The organism is Psychrobacter sp. AOP7-B1-25 (assembly GCF_052376195.1).
Lineage (GTDB): Bacteria > Pseudomonadota > Gammaproteobacteria > Pseudomonadales > Moraxellaceae > Psychrobacter.
In genome coordinates this window covers 47364-66261 of the sequence record NZ_JBQSVK010000009.1, presented here as the reverse complement: position 1 = coordinate 66261, position 18898 = coordinate 47364, and the positions used below count along the sequence as shown (strand labels likewise).

Genomic DNA, 18898 nt, shown 5'->3' with positions numbered 1-18898 from the left:
ACGTGATAATATTGATTGATTTTTGACTATATATCAGTATTTAATAATACATACAGTATAAGAATAAAAAACACAGCATTTATAGGTCACAACAAATTCGAGCATTTCTGATGCTGATGAATTATCCAATACTATTAACTTCAAATAACTAGGTACATATGATGAAAAAACAACCAGCACAGTGGTTACTCAGTGCAGCGTCAGTGGGCATCGCTGGTATTATCCTGACCCAAACCTACGGTACTGCAGTCGCAGAAACCAATACGGGAAGTTTCGTTCAGACCCCTGAGCAAAAGGTTACAACCCGTCAAGTAGCGGCTTTGCTGGACCGTAGTCATTATCTCAATCAGCCTTTAGATAGCAAGACTGGTAGTGAAATTCTATCAATGTATATCGATACTCTTGACCCAAACCATACGCTGTTTTTGCAGGCTGATGTCGATGAGCTTAAGAAAAAACACGCTGAAGACTTTGGTGCTCGTCTAAAGCAAGGTGATCTGTCCGCAGGGGTAGAGGTGTATGATCGTTACCGCAAACGCTCAAACGAGTACTTTGCTATGGCCACCAAGATGCTCAAAACAGATATTGATCTGACAGGTGATGACACAATTATTCTTGATCGTGAAAAACTTGGCCATTTTAAAACTAAAAAAGAGCAGCGTGATTATTGGGAACGTCAGCTAAAGTTTCAGTTGATGAGTATTACGCTCGGTCAAGAAGACGAAAAAGCTAAAGAAAAAGTGTTTTTAAGCAATCCTGATATTACTCGTGGACAAGACTTGGTACGTAACGATGAGCGTACGCCAAATGAGATTTTACAAAATCGTTTGTCACGTCAACAAGAGCAGTTTAAGCGTCTCAAAGATGATGAAATCATGGAGACTATCTTAAATACGGCGATGCTGACTTATGATCCGCACAGTAATTACTATGCACCGATTCAAGCGACTGAGTTACAAATCCAGTCCAGTCTCCAATTAGAAGGTATTGGTGTCTCTATTCGTCCAGACCGCAAAAATCCCGACTATACTCGTATTGTGACCTTAGTCGATGGTGGTCCAGCCGCCAAGTCAGGTCAAATCAAGCCCAATGATCTAATCGTTGGTATCGCAAAAGATGGTGAGACCATGACGGACGTGGTTGGTTGGTCGACGCGTGAAATTGTTAGCTTAATTCGCGGTAAACGCGGTACGTCGGTCACGCTTAAACTACGTCAGCCTAACACGCCAGATGCTAGCGCCCGTACGGTCACAGTGGTACGTGATATTATTCAGCAAGAAGAATCAGGCGTTACTCAGCGTGTGGTAGAGGTTCAGCGTCCTAATATTGATAAGACGCCGAAGCGTATTGGCGTACTTGAGATACCAAGCTTTTATCTCAACTATCAAGCTCGTCGAAATGGTGAAGACTACCGTAGTGTCAGTATCGATACCGAAAATGCGCTAAAAGAATTAAACAAACAAGATATTGATGGCCTAGTGGTTGATCTAAGAAACAACCCAGGTGGTTCATTAGATGAAGTTGCCAAGATGCTAGGTTTCTTTATCAAGAGCGGACCACTAGTACAAATTCGTGATAATCGCGGTAATATTCAAGTATACCGTGACAATGATGGCGGCGAGCAGCTGTATGATGGCAAAATGTCGGTCATTACCAACTTAGCATCGGCCTCAGCCAGCGAGATCTTTGCTGCTGCGATTCAAGACTATGGTCGCGGATTAGTGGTTGGTAGTACGACGACTGGTAAAGGCTCTGCGCAGATACAGCTCGATAGTTTAGCATTAGGTTCTGCCACTTTAACTCAGCGTAAGTTTTATCGTGTCACTGGCGGCAGTACACAGAATAAAGGTGTCGTACCGGACGTTGAGCTAGTCAATATTTATGATGATGCAACCTTTGGCGAGCGCGCTCAGAAAAAAGCATTGCCTTGGGATACGATCAAAACAGCGCCGTATAAGCCTGAAGGGAAGTTCACCAGTGATACGTTGGCAACGCTCAATCAGCAGTCTAAAGTTCGCCAACAAAAAAATCCACAGTTTACGTATCTGTCGACGTTGAATGATATTCGTGATATGGAAGATGAAAAGAAACCTGTGCGTTTAGATATCAATAGCCGCCGAGCGAAAATGCAACTGATCGAAAAACGCTCGCTAGAAGCAGAGAATAAACGTCTTATCGCAACTGGTGAGCGCCCATACTCTAACTGGAATACTTATCAGGCAGCGATGGATGCAAAATTCGAAGAGCGTAGCCGTATGAAAGCAGCTGAGCGCCCAGAACTACCAGAGGATGAGGCGTTTATCAATGAGGCCGCTTATCTCATGCTTAGCGCGGAACCTAAAACAATGCTTAGCCCTGAAGAGCAGCTATAATGTGAAGTTATTATAGCGTTACGTAATCTATGTAAGCATATGCTTACATAGATTGACGTTTAGACCTCTTACTAATGATGGGTCAATCTGCGACTATAACTGTACGGCACGATTGAACGAAACGGTTCATTGATACTAGGGATTGGTATCTTAAAGGTCGCACTAGGGATAAGTAGTTTGCTGATTAAGGATGATAAGGCTGGATGCCTGTCAGTTATGAGATGCCCCGGGATTAGGTATCACGTAACACTAACATGGATAGTTGGTAATAAAAGCCGCATGACGCTTGTCGTTATGCGGCTTTGTTACGTCTAGACATTAGTGATTTTATAGCAGAGTCTTTAGTTAAGCGGGTGTGTTTAAGTTGAATCACAATGTATATGTGATAAATAAGCACAAAAAAGGCCAGTAACCCCATCGGCTACTGACCTTTTAGATTAGAGAGTAAATTTAATAACTTATCATCTAATTATGTTGACTATTCTCTAGAAGAGATTAGTGCTCAACGCCACCTGCGCCATGTACATGGCCATGGTTTAGTTCGTCTTCAGTTGCTGCACGTACTTCTTGGATTTCAACATCAAATGTTAAACGCTTGCCAGCCAATGGATGGTTTGCATCAACAGTAACTTCTTGATCGTTTACAGCAGTTACCGTAACCAACATAACTTGGCCGCCAGCTTCTGACTGAAACTGCATACCAGGTTGAATATCTTCAACGCCTTGGAAGTTTTCACGTGGTACATGCTGTACTGCTTGTTCTTGATACTCGCCATAGCCGTCAGCAGGCTCAACAACTGCATTGACTTTCTCGCCAGCAGACTTACCTTCTAGTTGTGTTTCTAGACCTGGAATGATGTTGCTGTGACCATGTAGATAGGCAAGTGGCTGACCTTCTGGTGACTGGTCAAGGATATTGCCTTCGTCGTCTTTTAGTGTGTAATTGAATTTGACGGCAGTGTCTTTTGCGATAGTAGTCATAAAATATCCTAAATATATCTATGTAAAAAATTAAATACGGTTGCAATAAACCTAAAAAAGCCAATCTATAAGCCAAAAGGCCACGTCATTAGTCAATTATCATCAGTTTATTAAAGTAACTTTAGCAGTTAGCATCTTTAATTGAGATGGCATATATAACTTTCAAGGCAAAAAACATAAAAAATGCCAATTAATGCCACAATTTACAATAATAACTGCTATTTTCTATAGTTAATGCATAGCTATTGGCTATTCTTGGTTTAGGAGTTGCTTTTTTAGAGCAGGACTTCTAGCATAATTATAAAAATAAGGACGAGAGATACGATGACTACATTTGCCAATACCATTGATAAACAACTAGCGAGCAATGTTTCAACCAATTACGATGATGCTAAAGCTAAACCGACGGATAATATAAGCTATCAATTTAATTTTGCCCGTTTTTTTGAACATTTGGTCGACGTATCATTGAGCTTTACAGCAGTATCTGATGCTCCGCAGCTTTGGTTGCCAGCGTGGATACCTGGTAGTTATTTGATGCGCGAGTTTGCTCGAAACATCACCGCGGTACATTATCAAATAGTAGAGGCTCAAACAACAGATGGTAACAAGCAGCCAGAGACTTATCGCGCGCACAAATTGGACAAAAACACTTGGCAGCTACCAGTCGTGCAGGCAGGGCAGAAAGTAATCGTCGAGTACGAAGTCTATTGCTATGATTTGTCTGTGCGTACAGCCTATGTCGATCAGCAACGACTTTATGGTAATTTCACCTCACTTGCGCTAGCTGTCGAAGGACAAGAGCAAGCGCCTGTTCAAGTCAGCTTGATTGTGCCTGATACTTTTTTTGCAGATAAAGAGACTAGTAAAGTACTATTGGCTTGTGGTTTGGACGCTACGTATCTACAGTCCGATGAACATAATAGAGATAGCAACCAATCGGGCAGTCAGCACGTTTACAGATTACAGGCAGCCAATTATCACGAGTTAATTGATTATCCACTCGAAATCGCAGAACAAGAAAAATTTGATTTTATTATTCATGATAGTGAGCATCAGACGATACATCACAGTTTTTATCTATCAGGTAAGCAGAGTGCCAATCTAGGTCGATTGCAGCAGGATATTACTCAAATTTGTCAGACCTACGTAGATTGGTTAGGCGATACGCCATTTGATGATTATACGTTTATGACCTTTGCCAGTGGTCAAGACTATGGCGGGCTTGAGCATATCAACTCTACTAGCCTTGTGACCCCGCGCAATGACTTACCAAGTGCCAGTGAGCCAAAATTACCAAGTACAGATTATCAGCGGTTTTTAGGCTTATGTAGTCATGAGTATTTTCATTCATGGTGGGTGAAAACGGTGCGTCCTGATGTCATGATTGATGTTGATTTACGTCGGGAGGCCTTTACTCCATTACTTTGGGTGTTTGAAGGGTTTACGTCTTATATCGATGACTTTATGTTGCAAGCATCGGGTGTGATTGATAAAGCCAATTATCTGCGGCTGCTAGCTGAGCAAATTAATCGCTATTATCAGACCCCAGGGCGCGGTAATCAAAGCGTAGCAGAATCAAGTTTTGATGCTTGGATTAAGCTGTATCGTACTGATGAAAATACAAGCAATGCGGGAATTAGCTACTATAATAAAGGAGCATTGGTAGCCTTATGTTTGGATTTAACCTTACTTAAAAATAGTGATGGTCGTTATCGCTTGTTCGATGTAGTCAAAGCTTTTTATACTCAAGCTAAGCAGAACGCTAGTAAGCGAATTGGCATCAGTAGTGCAGATATGGGCTTAGTCATTAAGCAGTTTATGCCGCTGGCAGAATGGGAAGATTTTGAACGCCGTTACGTCAATGGGGTAGAAGAGCTTCCAATTGAAGCGCTGCTAATTGCAAACGGTGTAAAAATACAGGCGAATACTAAAGAGACTACTGACAAACATGTACCATGGGGTATGCGCTGTAATGAAACGCCAGCTGGGCTCAAGGTCAATCGTGTGATGAGAGATAGTATAGCGGCTAGAGCTGGTATTTCAGCACATGACGTTATTATCGCGATTGATGGTATCAGAGCGGATACGAAACAACTTACCGCCTCGGTCGATAAAGCACATCCTGTTGAGTGCTATTTGTTCCGTCGTGATGAGCTGATGTGCGTTCAGATTCAACCCGAAACGACAACTAAGGCCAAACCACAAGATGAAAAAACTAGCAGGACTGGGGCAGTACCTTCTCATAAAGTAAGCTTACGCTTAGCAAAAGGAGATAAGGCCTTGGAGAATGATAATGAGCAATTAAAAGGTGATGCAGGATGGGAGACATGGCTTAATGTCATGAAACGGTAGCTTTGATAATATGGTAGATACCAAGTCATATAAAAACCCTCTTCCGAGCAATAATGCTTAGAAGAGGGTTTTTTAATAATTTCAATATTGTCGATATGTCTAAGCAACTCAAATACTCGATGGGTCAGAGGCTGATGATATATAATTATTGTTCTTTAGCTTGATGCTCTAGGTCTTCATCGTCAGTGACATCATTTTCAATATCGTTTGTGACAAAGCTATCATCTTCGTTGTTATTTGTAGCCTCAAGCGCAGCAATCCAGTTTTTCATCATATCAATTTCAATTTGCTGGGTATCAATAACGTTTTGCGCTAACTGACGCATTTCTTCATCTGTTCCGTATTCGAGCTGAACTTTTGCCATATCAACAGCAGCAACATGATGCGGTAGCATGCCGCGTGCGAATGCCATATCAGGTACGGGATCAGATACGCCCAAAGTCATTTCGCCATGCATGTTTTCCATGCTGTTGGCATATGCTTGCTGCATCGCTATAGTATTTGGCTTAGGTTTGGCAGTGTCAGGATGACTAGCTAGCCATTTGTTTAAAACATCGATTTCAGTTTGCTGCGCCGTGATAATTTCTTGAGCAAGTTGGCGCATCGCTTCGTCAGTGCCATACTTGAGCTCTATTTTCGCCATTTCTACCGCGCCGCGATGATGTCCTAGCATGCCTTTAGCAAAGGCAGTATCAGGGTCGTTGTAACCCATACCAATCATCATCTCATCATGCATTCTAGTCATTGATCTTGTATAGTCTCTGAGCATATCGCTCATTTGAGGCTCATCACTGACACTGCCATCGCTATCATTTGTCGCAGAATCATCTACCATATCATCATGCTCGGCATGGGATATGTCAGTAACTGGTGGTAACGTTTCTTCTTCAGGAGTTGATTGGCTGTCCTCTGTCGTTGGTTGACAGGCACTCAATAGGAGCGCTGCAGAAATACTAGCGACCAACGAAAAAAAACGACGAGAAGCAATCATGACATATCCCTATTGTGAAAAAACCAAACGATAAATGGATAATACTTATTATACATAATCAATTACGTGCTGAATGTTAGCAGATAAACCTTACTCATTCGAGACACTATGTTTAATAGGTCGTAATATATTACAGTTAGAGCTTGATATTCACAGTTAAGTAGCATGAACTAATAGACGATATGCAGAACCCAAAGCGCTTAAATATAAAGCTAGCCAGATATACCTAGCTGACGACAGTGTTCGTTAGTTAGATGAACGTGCACAAACTCCCCAACAGCTAACTCACCTAGCTCAAACCCTGCAACCGACCAACGTATCAAACGCAAACAAGGTAGACCGACATGCGCGGTCATACGTCTAACCTGGCGATTTTTACCTTCATAAATAGTCAGTATCAACCATGAGTCCGGCACGCTTTTGCGTTCACGAATTGGCGGATTGCGCTGCCATAGCACCATCGGTAGCTCTTCTTCACTGACGTGCTTGACCTCGGCAGGTAGTGTTTTACCGTCTTTTAAAACCACGCCACGTTTGAGCTTATTGAGTTGCTCAGTAGAAGGAACCCCTTCTACTTGTACTAAGTAAGTTTTGCCTTGTTTGCGCCCTGCATTGGCTTTTGGCGGATGAGTAATGGCTTTATTCACTCGACCATCATCCGTCAAAATCAGCAATCCTTCCGAAGTGGCGTCTAGCCTACCAGCAACTCGCAAAGACTTATCAGTAAAGTATTGCGATAGGGTGGTGTGGTCGTTATTACTATCATCTCTAAACTGACTTTGCACGCCGTAAGGCTTGTTGAATAGGATAAGACTAGAAGCAGACATAAAACGGTGTTTCCTAGTTTTTAATGATTAATGGATCATTGCAGCAGATATTTGATAAAAAAAATAAGCTAAAAGTAACTGTCGGCTCACGCTTTATTTTGCAAAAACCTAGAAAGTGAGTCCTGCTAATCTTTGAACTGGTCAATACGATTGTATTTTTATCTTACAAGCAGTCGATGTGTTCAAATTCGTTTAGTAAGTGAGTATTTGAAACATTACTATAATAAAATAGCTAGCATAACAGAATGCCAATGATGCTTGAGATATCTAACAGACAACTAAGGAGTTTTATTTTTGGTAAGACGATTATTAAGCATATGGAGGCCTAATACTACTTAAATTCTAAGTATTCTACTTTCTTGTTATGCATTAAAAGTCATCTGCTCATATAGGTGGTTTTTTTATTTCACTCTTGATAAAGCTTTTAGACATTACATAAAAAACACCCCAACGTTTTAAGACGGTTGAGGTGTTTTCTACTAAGACTTAAACTCACATAATCGCTTCTAGCCATAAAGACCAAAAGCGATTGCGCTTAATGATTTAAGAGCCATCACTTAAAATTATAGCGATGCCAATGTCTCGTTAAACAAAGCGCTTGGACGCATTGCTTTCTTAGCCAATTCTTCATCAGCATAGTAGTAGCCTTTGATGTCTACTGGCTTGCCTTGAGCTTGGTTAAGTTCTTTAACAATGGCTTCTTCGTTTTCTTTTAGCTTTTGCGCGAATGGCGTAAATTGCGCCTTCAGCTCGCTATCTTGATCTTGCGCTGCAAGCTCTTCTGCCCAGTACATCGATAGATAGAAGTGGCTACCACGGTTGTCCAACTCACCCGTCTTACGTGATGGTGACTTGTCATTTAACAGCAGTTTTTCTGTTGCTGTATCTAGCGTGTCTGCCAAGATTTGAGCTTTAGCATTGTTGTCGTTGTTTGCTAAATGCTCCAAAGATACCGTCAAGGCTAAGAACTCACCGAGTGAATCCCAACGTAGATGGTTTTCTTCTGTGAGCTGCTCAACGTGCTTCGGTGCAGAACCACCAGCGCCAGTTTCAAACAAGCCGCCGCCTTTCATTAATGGGACAACTGATAGCATCTTGGCACTGGTGCCTAGCTCTAGGATTGGGAACAAGTCAGTTAAGTAATCGCGTAGGATGTTACCTGTCGCAGAGATAGTATCTAGACCACGAGCAACACGCTCTAGAGTATAACGCATCGCACGAACCTGAGACATAATTTCAATGTGCAGGCCTTCAGTGTCATGGTCTTTTAGATACATTTTAACTTTTTTGATCAGCTCATTTTCATGTGGACGGTATGGGTCTAACCAGAAGATAACAGGCGTATCTGATTCACGAGCACGGCGTACGGCAAGTTTTACCCAGTCTTGAATAGGATCATCTTTGGTCTGACACATGCGCCAGATGTCACCTTTCTCAACACGTTTTTCGAGCAGTACTTCATCAGTATCAATATCGACGATACGTGCAATACCAGCATCACTAGACTCAAACGTTTTGTCATGTGAGCCATATTCTTCAGCTTTTTGAGCCATTAGGCCAACGTTAGGAACCGTTCCCATCGTTTTTGGATCAAAGTTACCATGCCATTTGCAGAAGTTAATCATTTCTTGGTAAATACGAGCAAAGGTAGACTCTGGCATAACTGCTTTACAGTCATACATTTTGCCATCAGCGCCCCACATTTTACCACCAGAACGAATCATTGCTGGCATAGAAGCATCAACGATTACATCACTTGGTGAATGGAAGTTAGTGATACCTTTTGAAGAGTCAACCATAGCCAGACGTGGGCGATGCTCTTGGCATGCATGTAGATCACGTTCAATCTCTTCACGTTTTGAAGCTGGTAGCGTTGAGATCTTGTCGTATAGATCCGCCATACCATTATTAACGTTGATACCTAGCTCATCAAAGAACTCGCCATGTTTTTCAAAGGCTTCTTTGTAGTAGATTCTAACTGCATGACCAAACACGATAGGATGCGAGACTTTCATCATGGTCGCTTTTACGTGTAGTGAGAACAAAATACCGGCTTCGCGGCAATCTTCCATTTCACGCTCATAAAACGCTAGCAGTTCTTTTTTGCTCATGACCATCAGATCGATGACTTCTTTATCAAGTAAAGCAAGTTTAGGCTTTAATACTTTTTGAGTGCCATCATCAAGCAACAGCTCCATACGTACAGTACGAGCTTTATCTAGTGTCATAGATTGCTCGCCATCGTAGAAATCGCCGCCATGCATGTGTGATACGTGCGTGCTTGACCATTGCTTCCATTCACCCATAGAGTGTGGATGCTTACGTGCATAGTTTTTGACGGCTTTAGGAGCACGGCGATCTGAGTTACCTTCACGAAGTACTGGGTTCACTGAACTGCCTAAGCTTTTGCCATAGCGCTTGCGTAGCTCTTTTTCTTCATCAGTTTGCGGATCTTCTGGGAAGTCAGGAATTGCGTAGCCTTTACCTTGTAACTCTTTGATAGCAGCTTTTAGCTGCTGTACAGAAGCACTGATGTTTGGCAGTTTAATGATGTTGGTATTTGGATCTTGAGTTAAACGACCTAGCTCAGCTAAGTTGTCAGGAACACGTTGCTCTTCGGTCAAGTATTCAGGGAATTCGGCCAATATACGCGCTGCAACAGAAATGTCGCTGGTTTCAACTTCAACGCCTGCCGTTTTAGTGAACGCTTCGACGATAGGTAAGAACGACAGAGTCGCCAGCGCTGGGGCTTCATCAGTTTTTGTATAAATAATTTTTGACATTTTAGTGAGATCTTCCTTTAGGCTGTAGTTAATAATAAAGCTCAAATATAGTGCTGAATATGCGTCAATGATACTATGCAATAATCAATGATATGGTTAGAACAAGTACTTCATATGTAGCTTCTTAGAAATTTTTAAGACAGATAAGATATTTTCTTTTAATAATATTCATGAATAAAGCATTTCAAGGCAACACGTTAACAGTCAGTGCAAAATTGCCTAAAAGTGAGTCATTGACGCTACATTATAACCAATCCACTATAAATCTGATAGGATGTCAATCGTATACCATGAACTAAGTATACTGTTTTAGCTCGTATCCTACGGTTTCGAATTATACTAAGCTAATAACGACCTTATTCTATCAGTCATCGGCTTCGATATCATCTTTTCCATACAACTACTGTTTTTTCATGACGTTTTATATTGTTTTTTCTGCTCATGAGTGCAGTTGTACAAACCACCAGCGTTATCGTTGGTGGTTTTTTATTTGATGCAGATAAGTTTTTGCAAATTGTGACAGCAATGTCGTAAAAATTTGCTAGTCTAGGTCATCAATAGATTGGTTATCGATAAATATATAGCGATTATAATAGTGACGGTGAATATGAGTTTAGAGTATGCGCTAGTTAATGATACCAGCTGGCAGAGCCAAACAGAATGGCAGACGCCAGATACTCCTTTTATGTCATTCGCTTTTTGGCAAGCGCTGACTGATACAGGGGCAATTGGTGAGCAAGCAGGGTGGCTACCAATATTTATTTTGGTACATCGTGTCGACGACACTACTGATAGCACCGATACGCTAGTAGCTAGCGCGGCAGAAGATACATTGCAACCTGTGGCTGTCATGCCAGTATTTATAAAGGGTCATCATCGCGGCGAATTTGTATTTGACCATGCATGGGCTGAAGCTTATGCGCGCTACGGTGTTGATTATTATCCGCGATTGGTCACTAGTTCACCATACACACCGATTACTGGTCAGCGAATTTGGCTGGCAAAAGGTGAAACTTTAAGCGAAGACATCCTAAAAATTGCCATGGCAGGTATCGATGATATCGCTCAACAAGTAGGTGCTTCAAGTTGGCATGGACTGTTTGTGACACCTGGTTTAGCTTCTATTGCCACTACATCTATGTCAACTGAAATTGATGTGGAGCTTGCGATAGCTGCTCAAGAAAGCGGCGTAGAGTCAGCTGCTATTGAGCTACCGATATTTGAACGACAAGGCTGCCAGTTCTTATGGCAAAATAAAGACTTACTTAATGACAGCAAGCCATTTGCAGATTTTGATGCGTTCTTAATGACCTTAAGAGCCAAAAAGCGAAAAACCATTCGGGCTGAGCGCCGTAAAGTTGCCGAGCAAGGTATTAGCTGTCAGCGAAAATGCGGTGATGCTATTAGTGATGCTGACTGGAAGGCTTTTTATCATTGTTATGTGATGACCTATGCAGTACGCGGACAACAACCTTATTTGACTGTAGACTTTTTTATGGCATTGGCAGCGAGCATGCCTGAGCATATAATGCTTGCGCAAGCACTCGATGCCAGTGGTGAGATTATCGCGAGTAGTTTGTTCTTATATGATAAACCTGATAGCGATAGTATTGATGTTGATAATAATACCACCTTGTATGGTCGTTATTGGGGTGCGCTAGGCGAGTATGACAGCTTGCATTTTGAGCTGTGCTATTACCAAGGTATTGAGTTCGCTATTGAGCAAGGATTAATGTCTTTCGACCCAGGTACGCAAGGTGAGCATAAACTGGTACGTGGTTTCATTCCAACGACGACACACTCTATCCACCGTATCTATGATCCGCGTTTTGTACCAGCGATTGGTGATTTTTGTACCAGAGACCGGATGCATATGGCGCAGTATCGTCAGCAGGCATTCGAAGCTTTACCTTTTAATGCAGACAACATGCCTGAATTTGATGGCAAGGACTCATAACGGTAATCAGCTTTTATTAACTTTGCTTCTATTTGCAAACATCTTCTAACTATCAAACAATCATTAAAGAATACTCGCCATAAACTATGACCAGCAACTCTTTCAGCTCCATTAGCGATCTACCTCCTACTGAACTTATACCTTGGCTAAATGCCGAAGGCTCTCTCACTGCTATATTAGAAGAGAAGGCAGGGCAGCCGCTGCGTGTAAAACGCAGCTTTGAAGGCTATCGTTCCTTAACTTTAAGACAGAAAAGGCAGCTGGGCGTACAAGGTATGATGCTCAATCGTCCACTGCTGGCATGGGTACGTGAAGTTCAGTTGTATGGCAATGATGAAGCTCCGTGGGTGCAAGCACAGAGTATCTTTCCTTTGAACAGCTTAAAAGGTCAATCACGCCGTCTGCAACATCTGAAAAACATGCCTATCGGCTACGTGCTATTCAAGCGTGGACGTACCTTGCCAAATGAGCGTTTTATCCGCCATATGAGTGACGGTTGGCAACGGCAAACGCGTTATGATTGGTATGGCCGCACGCTCATGATTAGCGAAACGTTCTTACCAGCCTTTTTATCTGGTGACCTGTAAAAATATTTTATGCCTAAATCAGTATAGAAAGAGAAATTAGCGAAAATTTTAAGCAGGTAAATACTTTATTTTATTGGCTATTTATCTATGTTATATGGTCATTTAATTCCCTCATCTTAAGGTGAGGTTTTTTTGCGTTCGCAGTACAAATTTTCATGTTACACTTGAGCTTTCGTGATGATATCGACGTAAATGTACATCGGTTTTATTGACGAATCAGTCAAGTTGATAACAGGTCACTCGTCTGTATTTATTCTTATTTTAATCTTTGCTAATAGACTCCATTCACAATAATGGTCATACCATAAAACAGATTACAGAAAAACAGCGTGCAGAGGTATCAAGCATACTTCGAGCGACGTTGACGCAGTAGTTGTTTTATTGTGGGCAGGCTATAAGCTTCTTTTCAATGACGTTTTTTAATGACAGTCACTACTTAGGACATCACTATGTTTAAAGATATTTCTATCAAAGATTTTGATCCAGTACTTGCTGAAGCGATGGCCGCTGAAAGCGTTCGTCAAGAAAACCACATCGAGCTTATCGCCTCTGAAAACTACTGCTCACAGGCAGTAATGGAAGCTCAAGGTACTGACCTTACCAACAAATACGCAGAAGGCTATCCTGGCAAGCGTTACTACGGTGGTTGTGAGCATGTGGATGTGGTTGAGCAATTGGCGATTGACCGTGCTAAAGAGTTGTTCGGTGCAGAATATGTGAACGTTCAGCCACATTCTGGTAGCCAAGCAAACTCAGCGGTATTTCTAGCATTGCTAGAAGCAAATGACACCGTACTAGGCATGAGCCTAGACGCTGGTGGTCACTTGACGCATGGCGCGCACATCAACTTCTCAGGTTTGAACTACAATGCGGTTCAGTATGGCTTGGTAGATGGTACTGGTCTTATTGATTATGACCAAGTAGATGCTCTAGCACGTGAGCACAAGCCAAAAATGATTATTGCTGGTTTTTCGGCATACTCACAAGTGGTCGATTGGCAGCGTTTCCGCGATATCGCTGACGAAGTAGGTGCGTATTTATTGGTCGATATGGCTCACGTTGCTGGTCTAGTTGCGGGCGGTGTGTATCCAAACCCAGTACCATTTGCTGATGTGGTTACAACGACGACGCATAAAACTCTACGTGGTCCACGCTCAGGTATGATTTTGTCTCGTGATGAAGTACTTGCTAAGAAACTAAACTCTGCTGTGTTCCCGGGCAACCAAGGCGGCCCATTAATGCATGTTATCGCTGCTAAAGCGGTTTGTTTCAAAGAAGCGTTAGAAGACAGCTTTTCTACTTATCAGCAGCAAGTAGTGAAAAACGCACAAGCGATGGCAAAAGTGGTTCAAGAGCGCGGCTATGAAGTCATTTCTGGTGGTACTGAAAACCATCTAATGCTGATCAGTCTCGTTAAGCAAGAAATGACGGGTAAAGAAGCGGACAAATGGCTTGGTGAAGCTCACATCACTGTGAACAAAAATGCTGTACCAAACGATCCAAAATCACCATTCGTAACGTCTGGTATTCGTATCGGTACACCAGCCATTACTACTCGCGGCTTCAACGAAGCACAAGCGGGCGACTTGGCAGGTTGGATTTGTGACGTGCTCGACAGCCGCGGTGATGAAGCGGTTGCTACTGAAGTACGTGGCAAAGTAGAAGCAATCTGCAAAGAGTTACCAGTTTACGAAAAAAACCAGTAAGTTTAATTGTGTACTGGTTTAGACGGCGTTGATTAAACGTCGTATAACAAAAAACCGCCTAGCTTTTGCTAGGCGGTTTTTTCGTTGTTACTCTCTATAAATCTTAGATTATTTAACGTGAACCTTTACTGCTATTGTCATCTAGCATTTTTAATTATAGTTAAGTTTGTTATTTATACTCAAAATAAATGTCAATATTTTTCTATAAATATAGTGAGCCTGACTCATTTTGGTTATCAAATTCAAAGCGCTAAGTTGGTATTTTTTTAGAAAAATATAAAAATATTTTTGTTTATGTAAAACTATTAGTATATAGTCGATATTGAGAGTTTAGTAATAATGCTGATACAAAGTGTAATAAATAATTACACTTTGTATCAGTGTCGCTGTAAATGATTATATGAATATTATTTTCAATAAAGGAATTTACATGAAAAGACAATATTTAGTTACAACGATGCTATTGCTCAGTACTACTTTTGCGCAAGCAGCAGAACAATCAGGTTTAGCCGCATTTGGTGCTGGCCTTGATGCCTTTATGGCCAATATATTTGGCTGGTTCGTCGATCTTATTTTCTTCTCAGTACCTCTTGGCGATGTCAGCTTTCCGCTCATTGTAGGGTGGTTATTAGTTGCAGCACTCATATTTACTTTCTACTTTGGCTTTATTCAGTTTCGTCTCATAGGGCTATCTCTAGATATTGTTAGAGGTAAATATACTGATCCAAACCCTGCTACTAAAGAAGAAGGTGAAGTCAGTCATTTCCAAGCTTTAGCGACTGCGCTATCAGGTACCGTTGGTCTTGGTAATATTGCAGGTGTGGGTGCGGCACTCGCCATTGGTGGACCTGGTGCTACCTTTTGGATGATTATGGTTGGCCTGTTCGGCATGGCATCCAAGTTTGTAGAGTGTACGTTAGGTGTCAAATATCGTACGATATTGCCCTCTGGTGCTGTATCGGGTGGACCTATGTACTACTTAAGCCGCGGTATGGCTGAACGTGGTATGGGCGGATTTGGTAAGCTGTTAGCTGTTGGTTTTGCACTCATGACTATATTGGCGACCTTTGGTGCTGGTAACATGTTTCAGGGTAACCAAGCCTTTGCAGTCATGAGCTCTACTTTTAGCATTCCAACGGATTACAGTATATTCTTTGGTATTGGCTTAGCATTTTTAGTTGGTATGGTTATCATCGGTGGTATGCCTCGTATTGCAACCGTTACCGAAAAAGTCGTTCCCTTTATGGCTTTATTGTATATCACGATGAGTGTCATCGTACTGGTTGCAAATTTCAACCATATCGGCGCCGCCTTTGGTGAGATTTTTACGGGTGCCTTCACGGGTGCTGGCGTGGCTGGTGGTTTTATTGGTGCATTAATCCAAGGTTTGAAACGTGCAACTTTCTCTAACGAGGCGGGTGTTGGTTCAGCCGCTATTGCTCACTCAGCGGTAAAAACCAAAGAGCCTGCTACTGAAGGTTTGGTAGCGCTGTTAGAGCCTTTCATTGATACGGTTATTATCTGTACTATGACAGCGCTCGTTATTACTATCTCTGGGGTAAACACTGCCGCAAACTTGCAAACGCAAGCTATTACTGGTGTGGATCTAACCCGTGCCGCCTTTATGCAAACAGCGCCAATTTTTCAGTACTTCTTAGCCATCGCTGTAATAATGTTCGCCTTTTCAACGATGATTTCGTGGTCATATTATGGCCTAAAAGCTTGGACTTACCTCTTTGGTGAAGGTAAAGCTGGAGAAATGATATACAAACTTATCTTTTTGGTCTTCGTCATTATCGGTACCATCGTACAGTTTAGCTTTGTTATCGACTTCTCAGATGCAGCTTTATTTGCCATGGCCATCTTTAACATCATCGGTTTGTACTTCTTAATGCCAGTTGTGAAAAAAGAGGTTCAATCTTTCGTTGCTCGTGTGAAGAGTGGCGAAATCAAGAAGTATAAATAATAGGTTTGGTGGAACACTCTATTATAATTTGATAATCAAAAAAACCGCTTAGCTTTTGCTAGGCGGTTTTGTTATATGGGTTTATAAGTAAGCCATCAAACGGATAATAGAAGAATATTAACCACTAAGCTGGCTTAATGCCAGTGCCAATATCAGGCCAATAGTTGCACCGATACCCGCCCAATGATTGCCCCGTTTAAAAGCCGTCGGAAATACTTCAGTCGCAAGTGACGCAATCACAGCACCAGCTGCGAAACAATCAATGGCACTGATGACGCCTTTATCAACATCCTTGAGCAGTATTTTGCCTAATATGGCAGCAAGAGATAATAAAACAGCAGCCCCAACCCAAAGCATAAGTACTTTTTTGTGGCTATAGCCATTCTTGCGCATCTCTTTGGCACCGCCCGCTGCCTCTGGAAGATTCGATAACAGAATAGAACCAGCCAACGCAGCGACTTGCATCACATTACCGCTAAGTAATGACACACCTAGCGCCAAATTTTCTGGCACCCCATCAAGTGTAATCGCTGCCAGCAGTCCGCCGCCGCCTTTTGAGTTCATTTTTTCATCGATAAGGTAATCAACACTGGCAAAGACCAAGGCACCCATCAATGTGAAAGCAGCTGTTATCCAGATGCCGCTTCCTGCCACAGCAGGTTGTACCAACTCAATCACTACGGATATCATTAGCGCACCACCCGCAATAGCGAGCAAGTTGCCTTCCATCCAGCTAGGCAAATGACCGTATAAGCCCCAAAGCGCACCTACAATAAGTGCACCTGATACCACGATAATAACTGCAAATATCAACATAGTATGTTCCTTTTTTAACCACACCTTTTTAGCTATATTTATTGATAATGGTTCACGATTTTTAAGACATTATAGTTTGCATAACAGGCAGGTAGCGTTTGCGTGTTGCTCGCATTGAGTAAAACTGCACGCAAAATAAAACCCCAACCATATAAGTTGAGGTTTTGAGTTTTTAAGTTCAACTAAATAGTTTCTGGTGTTATATAACCTGCATATTACATAAATGGCAACTTGGTAAATATCTGCAGTATCGTGGCATTAACAATATCCACAAAGAATGCACCTACCATTGGTACGATTAGGAACGCTTTTGGCGAAGGCAAATAGCGATCGGTGACTGCCTGCATATTAGCAATCGCTGTCGGTGTCGCACCCATACCAAAACCACAATGACCTGCCGATAATACAGCTGCGTCATAATCTTTACCCATAATTTTAAAGGTAATCAGATAGACGTAGATAATCATAATAATGGTCTGTACGACCAATATGATCAACACTGGGCCTGCTAAATCAGTGAGCTGCCATAGTTTTAAAGACAGCAGTGCCATGGCCAAGAATAGGCTCAAAGAAGCATTACCAAATACATCAATCGAACGGTCAAACATATCAAAATTGAAAACCATCGTTAGCACATTGCGAATGATGACACCGCCTGCTAGTGCCCATACGAACGTAGGAAGCTCAAACCATGTACCTTCAGCCACCATGGTCATCACATCGGCAAACGCCAAGGCCGCTGCAAATAGCGCCAAAGTCTCGATGGTGGAAGAAGCAGTAATAAAGCGCATGCTATCAGGTCTTTCAAAGATATCTTTATTGCTATTAGCAGACTCTTCATCATGCTTGGTACTATACAACGACTGCGCACCAGCAACTTTTTCGATATCACTAGGATCAGGATTGGCTGGCGTTGGTTTTAGGCCAAGTCGATTGATCAAGCGACGGGCAACAGGACCACCAACGATACCACCCGCGACCAAACCATAAGTAGCAACCGCAATACCAAGTGTCGTTGCACCGACCACACCATAGTCTTGTTCTAATGTAATACCCCAAGCGCCTGCCGTACCATGACCACCTGTTAAAGCGATAGAACCTGTAACCAAACCGAGCAGTGGGTCTAGACCTAACGCGCTTGCCATAGCGACACCAACGATGTCCTGTAAGACAATAAACAAGGAAACGACGATAGTGAAAATCAATAAAGGCGTACCACCTGCTTTCAATCGACTAAAATCAGCACTTAGCCCAATAGAAGCAAAGAACATCAGCATGGTAGCTGTCTGTAAACCTTGATGGAAATTAAAGCTATATCCCCAAACCATATTGAGAGCATAGACAACAATTGCCGCGACCAAACCACCAGCAACAGGTTCTGGAATATTAAAGTCTTCTAAAAACTTGACTCTTCTTACCAAAAAGCGCCCAAGCAAGAGCACCAAGGTGGCCAATATCAGAGTGTAATAACCGTTTAAGGTAATCTCCATAGGTTAATCCTTTCTATAAAATGAAGTAACCTGAATTCGGGATAAATGTGGCTTTATCTCGAATTCA

At 42.1% G+C, this 18898-nt stretch carries 12 protein-coding genes; 6 read left to right on the top strand and 6 right to left on the bottom strand.

Going from position 1 to position 18898, the window contains the following annotated elements:
* The first annotated feature begins 161 nt into the window (after window positions 1–161).
* The gene (locus ACT3QR_RS08945) at window positions 162–2372 is read left to right on the top strand and encodes a carboxy terminal-processing peptidase (RefSeq protein WP_444521044.1); all 2211 of its coding nucleotides are present in this window, start codon (window positions 162–164) and stop codon (window positions 2370–2372) included.
* A 495-nt stretch (window positions 2373–2867) separates the two neighbouring features.
* On the opposite strand, the gene ACT3QR_RS08940 is transcribed toward ACT3QR_RS08945, so the two are convergent.
* Window positions 2868–3353: an FKBP-type peptidyl-prolyl cis-trans isomerase gene (locus ACT3QR_RS08940; protein ID WP_444520999.1), complete on the bottom strand. Its 486-nt coding sequence runs from the start codon at window positions 3351–3353 to the stop codon at window positions 2868–2870.
* A 324-nt stretch (window positions 3354–3677) separates the two neighbouring features.
* Between ACT3QR_RS08940 and ACT3QR_RS08935 the strand changes: the two genes are divergently transcribed.
* Window positions 3678–5708 (top strand): M61 family metallopeptidase, encoded by a 2031-nt coding sequence (locus tag ACT3QR_RS08935; RefSeq protein WP_444520998.1) that lies wholly within the window; start codon window positions 3678–3680, stop codon window positions 5706–5708.
* A 145-nt stretch (window positions 5709–5853) separates the two neighbouring features.
* Here ACT3QR_RS08935 and copM read toward each other — a convergent pair whose 3' ends face one another.
* The 3 genes from copM to ACT3QR_RS08920 form a co-directional block, all read right to left on the bottom strand.
* Window positions 5854–6699 (bottom strand): CopM family metallochaperone, encoded by an 846-nt coding sequence (gene copM / locus ACT3QR_RS08930; RefSeq protein ID WP_444520997.1) that lies wholly within the window; start codon window positions 6697–6699, stop codon window positions 5854–5856.
* Between the two features lie 212 nt (window positions 6700–6911).
* On the bottom strand, window positions 6912–7526 hold the full coding sequence (locus tag ACT3QR_RS08925) for a pseudouridine synthase (RefSeq protein WP_444520996.1): 615 nt from the start codon (window positions 7524–7526) through the stop codon (window positions 6912–6914).
* Window positions 7527–8089: 563 nt separating this feature from the next.
* Window positions 8090–10309, bottom strand: coding sequence for an NADP-dependent isocitrate dehydrogenase (locus tag ACT3QR_RS08920; RefSeq protein WP_444520995.1), 2220 nt, complete (start codon window positions 10307–10309; stop codon window positions 8090–8092).
* A gap of 607 nt (window positions 10310–10916) precedes the next feature.
* On the opposite strand from ACT3QR_RS08920, the gene ACT3QR_RS08915 reads away from it, so the two are divergent.
* The 4 genes from ACT3QR_RS08915 (at window position 10917) to ACT3QR_RS08900 (ending at window position 16525) form a co-directional block, all read left to right on the top strand.
* Window positions 10917–12266, top strand: a complete 1350-nt coding sequence (locus ACT3QR_RS08915) for a GNAT family N-acetyltransferase (protein ID WP_444520994.1) — start codon at window positions 10917–10919, stop codon at window positions 12264–12266.
* An 86-nt stretch (window positions 12267–12352) separates the two neighbouring features.
* Window positions 12353–12853 carry a chorismate--pyruvate lyase family protein gene (locus ACT3QR_RS08910; protein WP_444520993.1) on the top strand — a complete coding sequence of 167 codons (501 nt, stop codon included), beginning with the start codon at window positions 12353–12355 and terminating at the stop codon, window positions 12851–12853.
* Window positions 12854–13302: 449 nt separating this feature from the next.
* Window positions 13303–14559 (top strand): serine hydroxymethyltransferase, encoded by a 1257-nt coding sequence (glyA, locus tag ACT3QR_RS08905; RefSeq protein WP_444520992.1) that lies wholly within the window; start codon window positions 13303–13305, stop codon window positions 14557–14559.
* A 430-nt stretch (window positions 14560–14989) separates the two neighbouring features.
* Window positions 14990–16525, top strand: a complete 1536-nt coding sequence (locus ACT3QR_RS08900; RefSeq protein ID WP_444520991.1) for an alanine/glycine:cation symporter family protein — start codon at window positions 14990–14992, stop codon at window positions 16523–16525.
* Between the two features lie 117 nt (window positions 16526–16642).
* Here ACT3QR_RS08900 and ACT3QR_RS08895 read toward each other — a convergent pair whose 3' ends face one another.
* Both ACT3QR_RS08895 and ACT3QR_RS08890 read right to left on the bottom strand, forming a co-directional pair.
* On the bottom strand, window positions 16643–17341 hold the full coding sequence (locus tag ACT3QR_RS08895; RefSeq protein ID WP_444520990.1) for a ZIP family metal transporter: 699 nt from the start codon (window positions 17339–17341) through the stop codon (window positions 16643–16645).
* A gap of 215 nt (window positions 17342–17556) precedes the next feature.
* Complete coding sequence (locus ACT3QR_RS08890; RefSeq protein WP_444520989.1) at window positions 17557–18831, bottom strand: sodium/glutamate symporter; 1275 nt, start codon at window positions 18829–18831, stop codon at window positions 17557–17559.
* Window positions 18832–18898: the final 67 nt, after the last annotated feature.

What these genes read in the sequence shown, in the direction of transcription:
- ACT3QR_RS08920 (WP_444520995.1), bottom strand. Translation starts at nt 10,309, where the DNA reads ATGTCAAAAATTATTTATACAAAAACTGATGAAGCCCCAGCGCTGGCG.
- ACT3QR_RS08910 (WP_444520993.1), top strand. Translation starts at nt 12,353, where the DNA reads ATGACCAGCAACTCTTTCAGCTCCATTAGCGATCTACCTCCTACTGAA.
- ACT3QR_RS08915 (WP_444520994.1), top strand. Translation starts at nt 10,917, where the DNA reads ATGAGTTTAGAGTATGCGCTAGTTAATGATACCAGCTGGCAGAGCCAA.
- ACT3QR_RS08900 (WP_444520991.1), top strand. Translation starts at nt 14,990, where the DNA reads ATGAAAAGACAATATTTAGTTACAACGATGCTATTGCTCAGTACTACT.
- ACT3QR_RS08895 (WP_444520990.1), bottom strand. Translation starts at nt 17,341, where the DNA reads ATGTTGATATTTGCAGTTATTATCGTGGTATCAGGTGCACTTATTGTA.
- ACT3QR_RS08935 (WP_444520998.1), top strand. Translation starts at nt 3,678, where the DNA reads ATGACTACATTTGCCAATACCATTGATAAACAACTAGCGAGCAATGTT.
- ACT3QR_RS08945 (WP_444521044.1), top strand. Translation starts at nt 162, where the DNA reads ATGAAAAAACAACCAGCACAGTGGTTACTCAGTGCAGCGTCAGTGGGC.
- ACT3QR_RS08925 (WP_444520996.1), bottom strand. Translation starts at nt 7,526, where the DNA reads ATGTCTGCTTCTAGTCTTATCCTATTCAACAAGCCTTACGGCGTGCAA.
- glyA (WP_444520992.1), top strand. Translation starts at nt 13,303, where the DNA reads ATGTTTAAAGATATTTCTATCAAAGATTTTGATCCAGTACTTGCTGAA.
- ACT3QR_RS08890 (WP_444520989.1), bottom strand. Translation starts at nt 18,831, where the DNA reads ATGGAGATTACCTTAAACGGTTATTACACTCTGATATTGGCCACCTTG.
- copM (WP_444520997.1), bottom strand. Translation starts at nt 6,699, where the DNA reads ATGATTGCTTCTCGTCGTTTTTTTTCGTTGGTCGCTAGTATTTCTGCA.
- ACT3QR_RS08940 (WP_444520999.1), bottom strand. Translation starts at nt 3,353, where the DNA reads ATGACTACTATCGCAAAAGACACTGCCGTCAAATTCAATTACACACTA.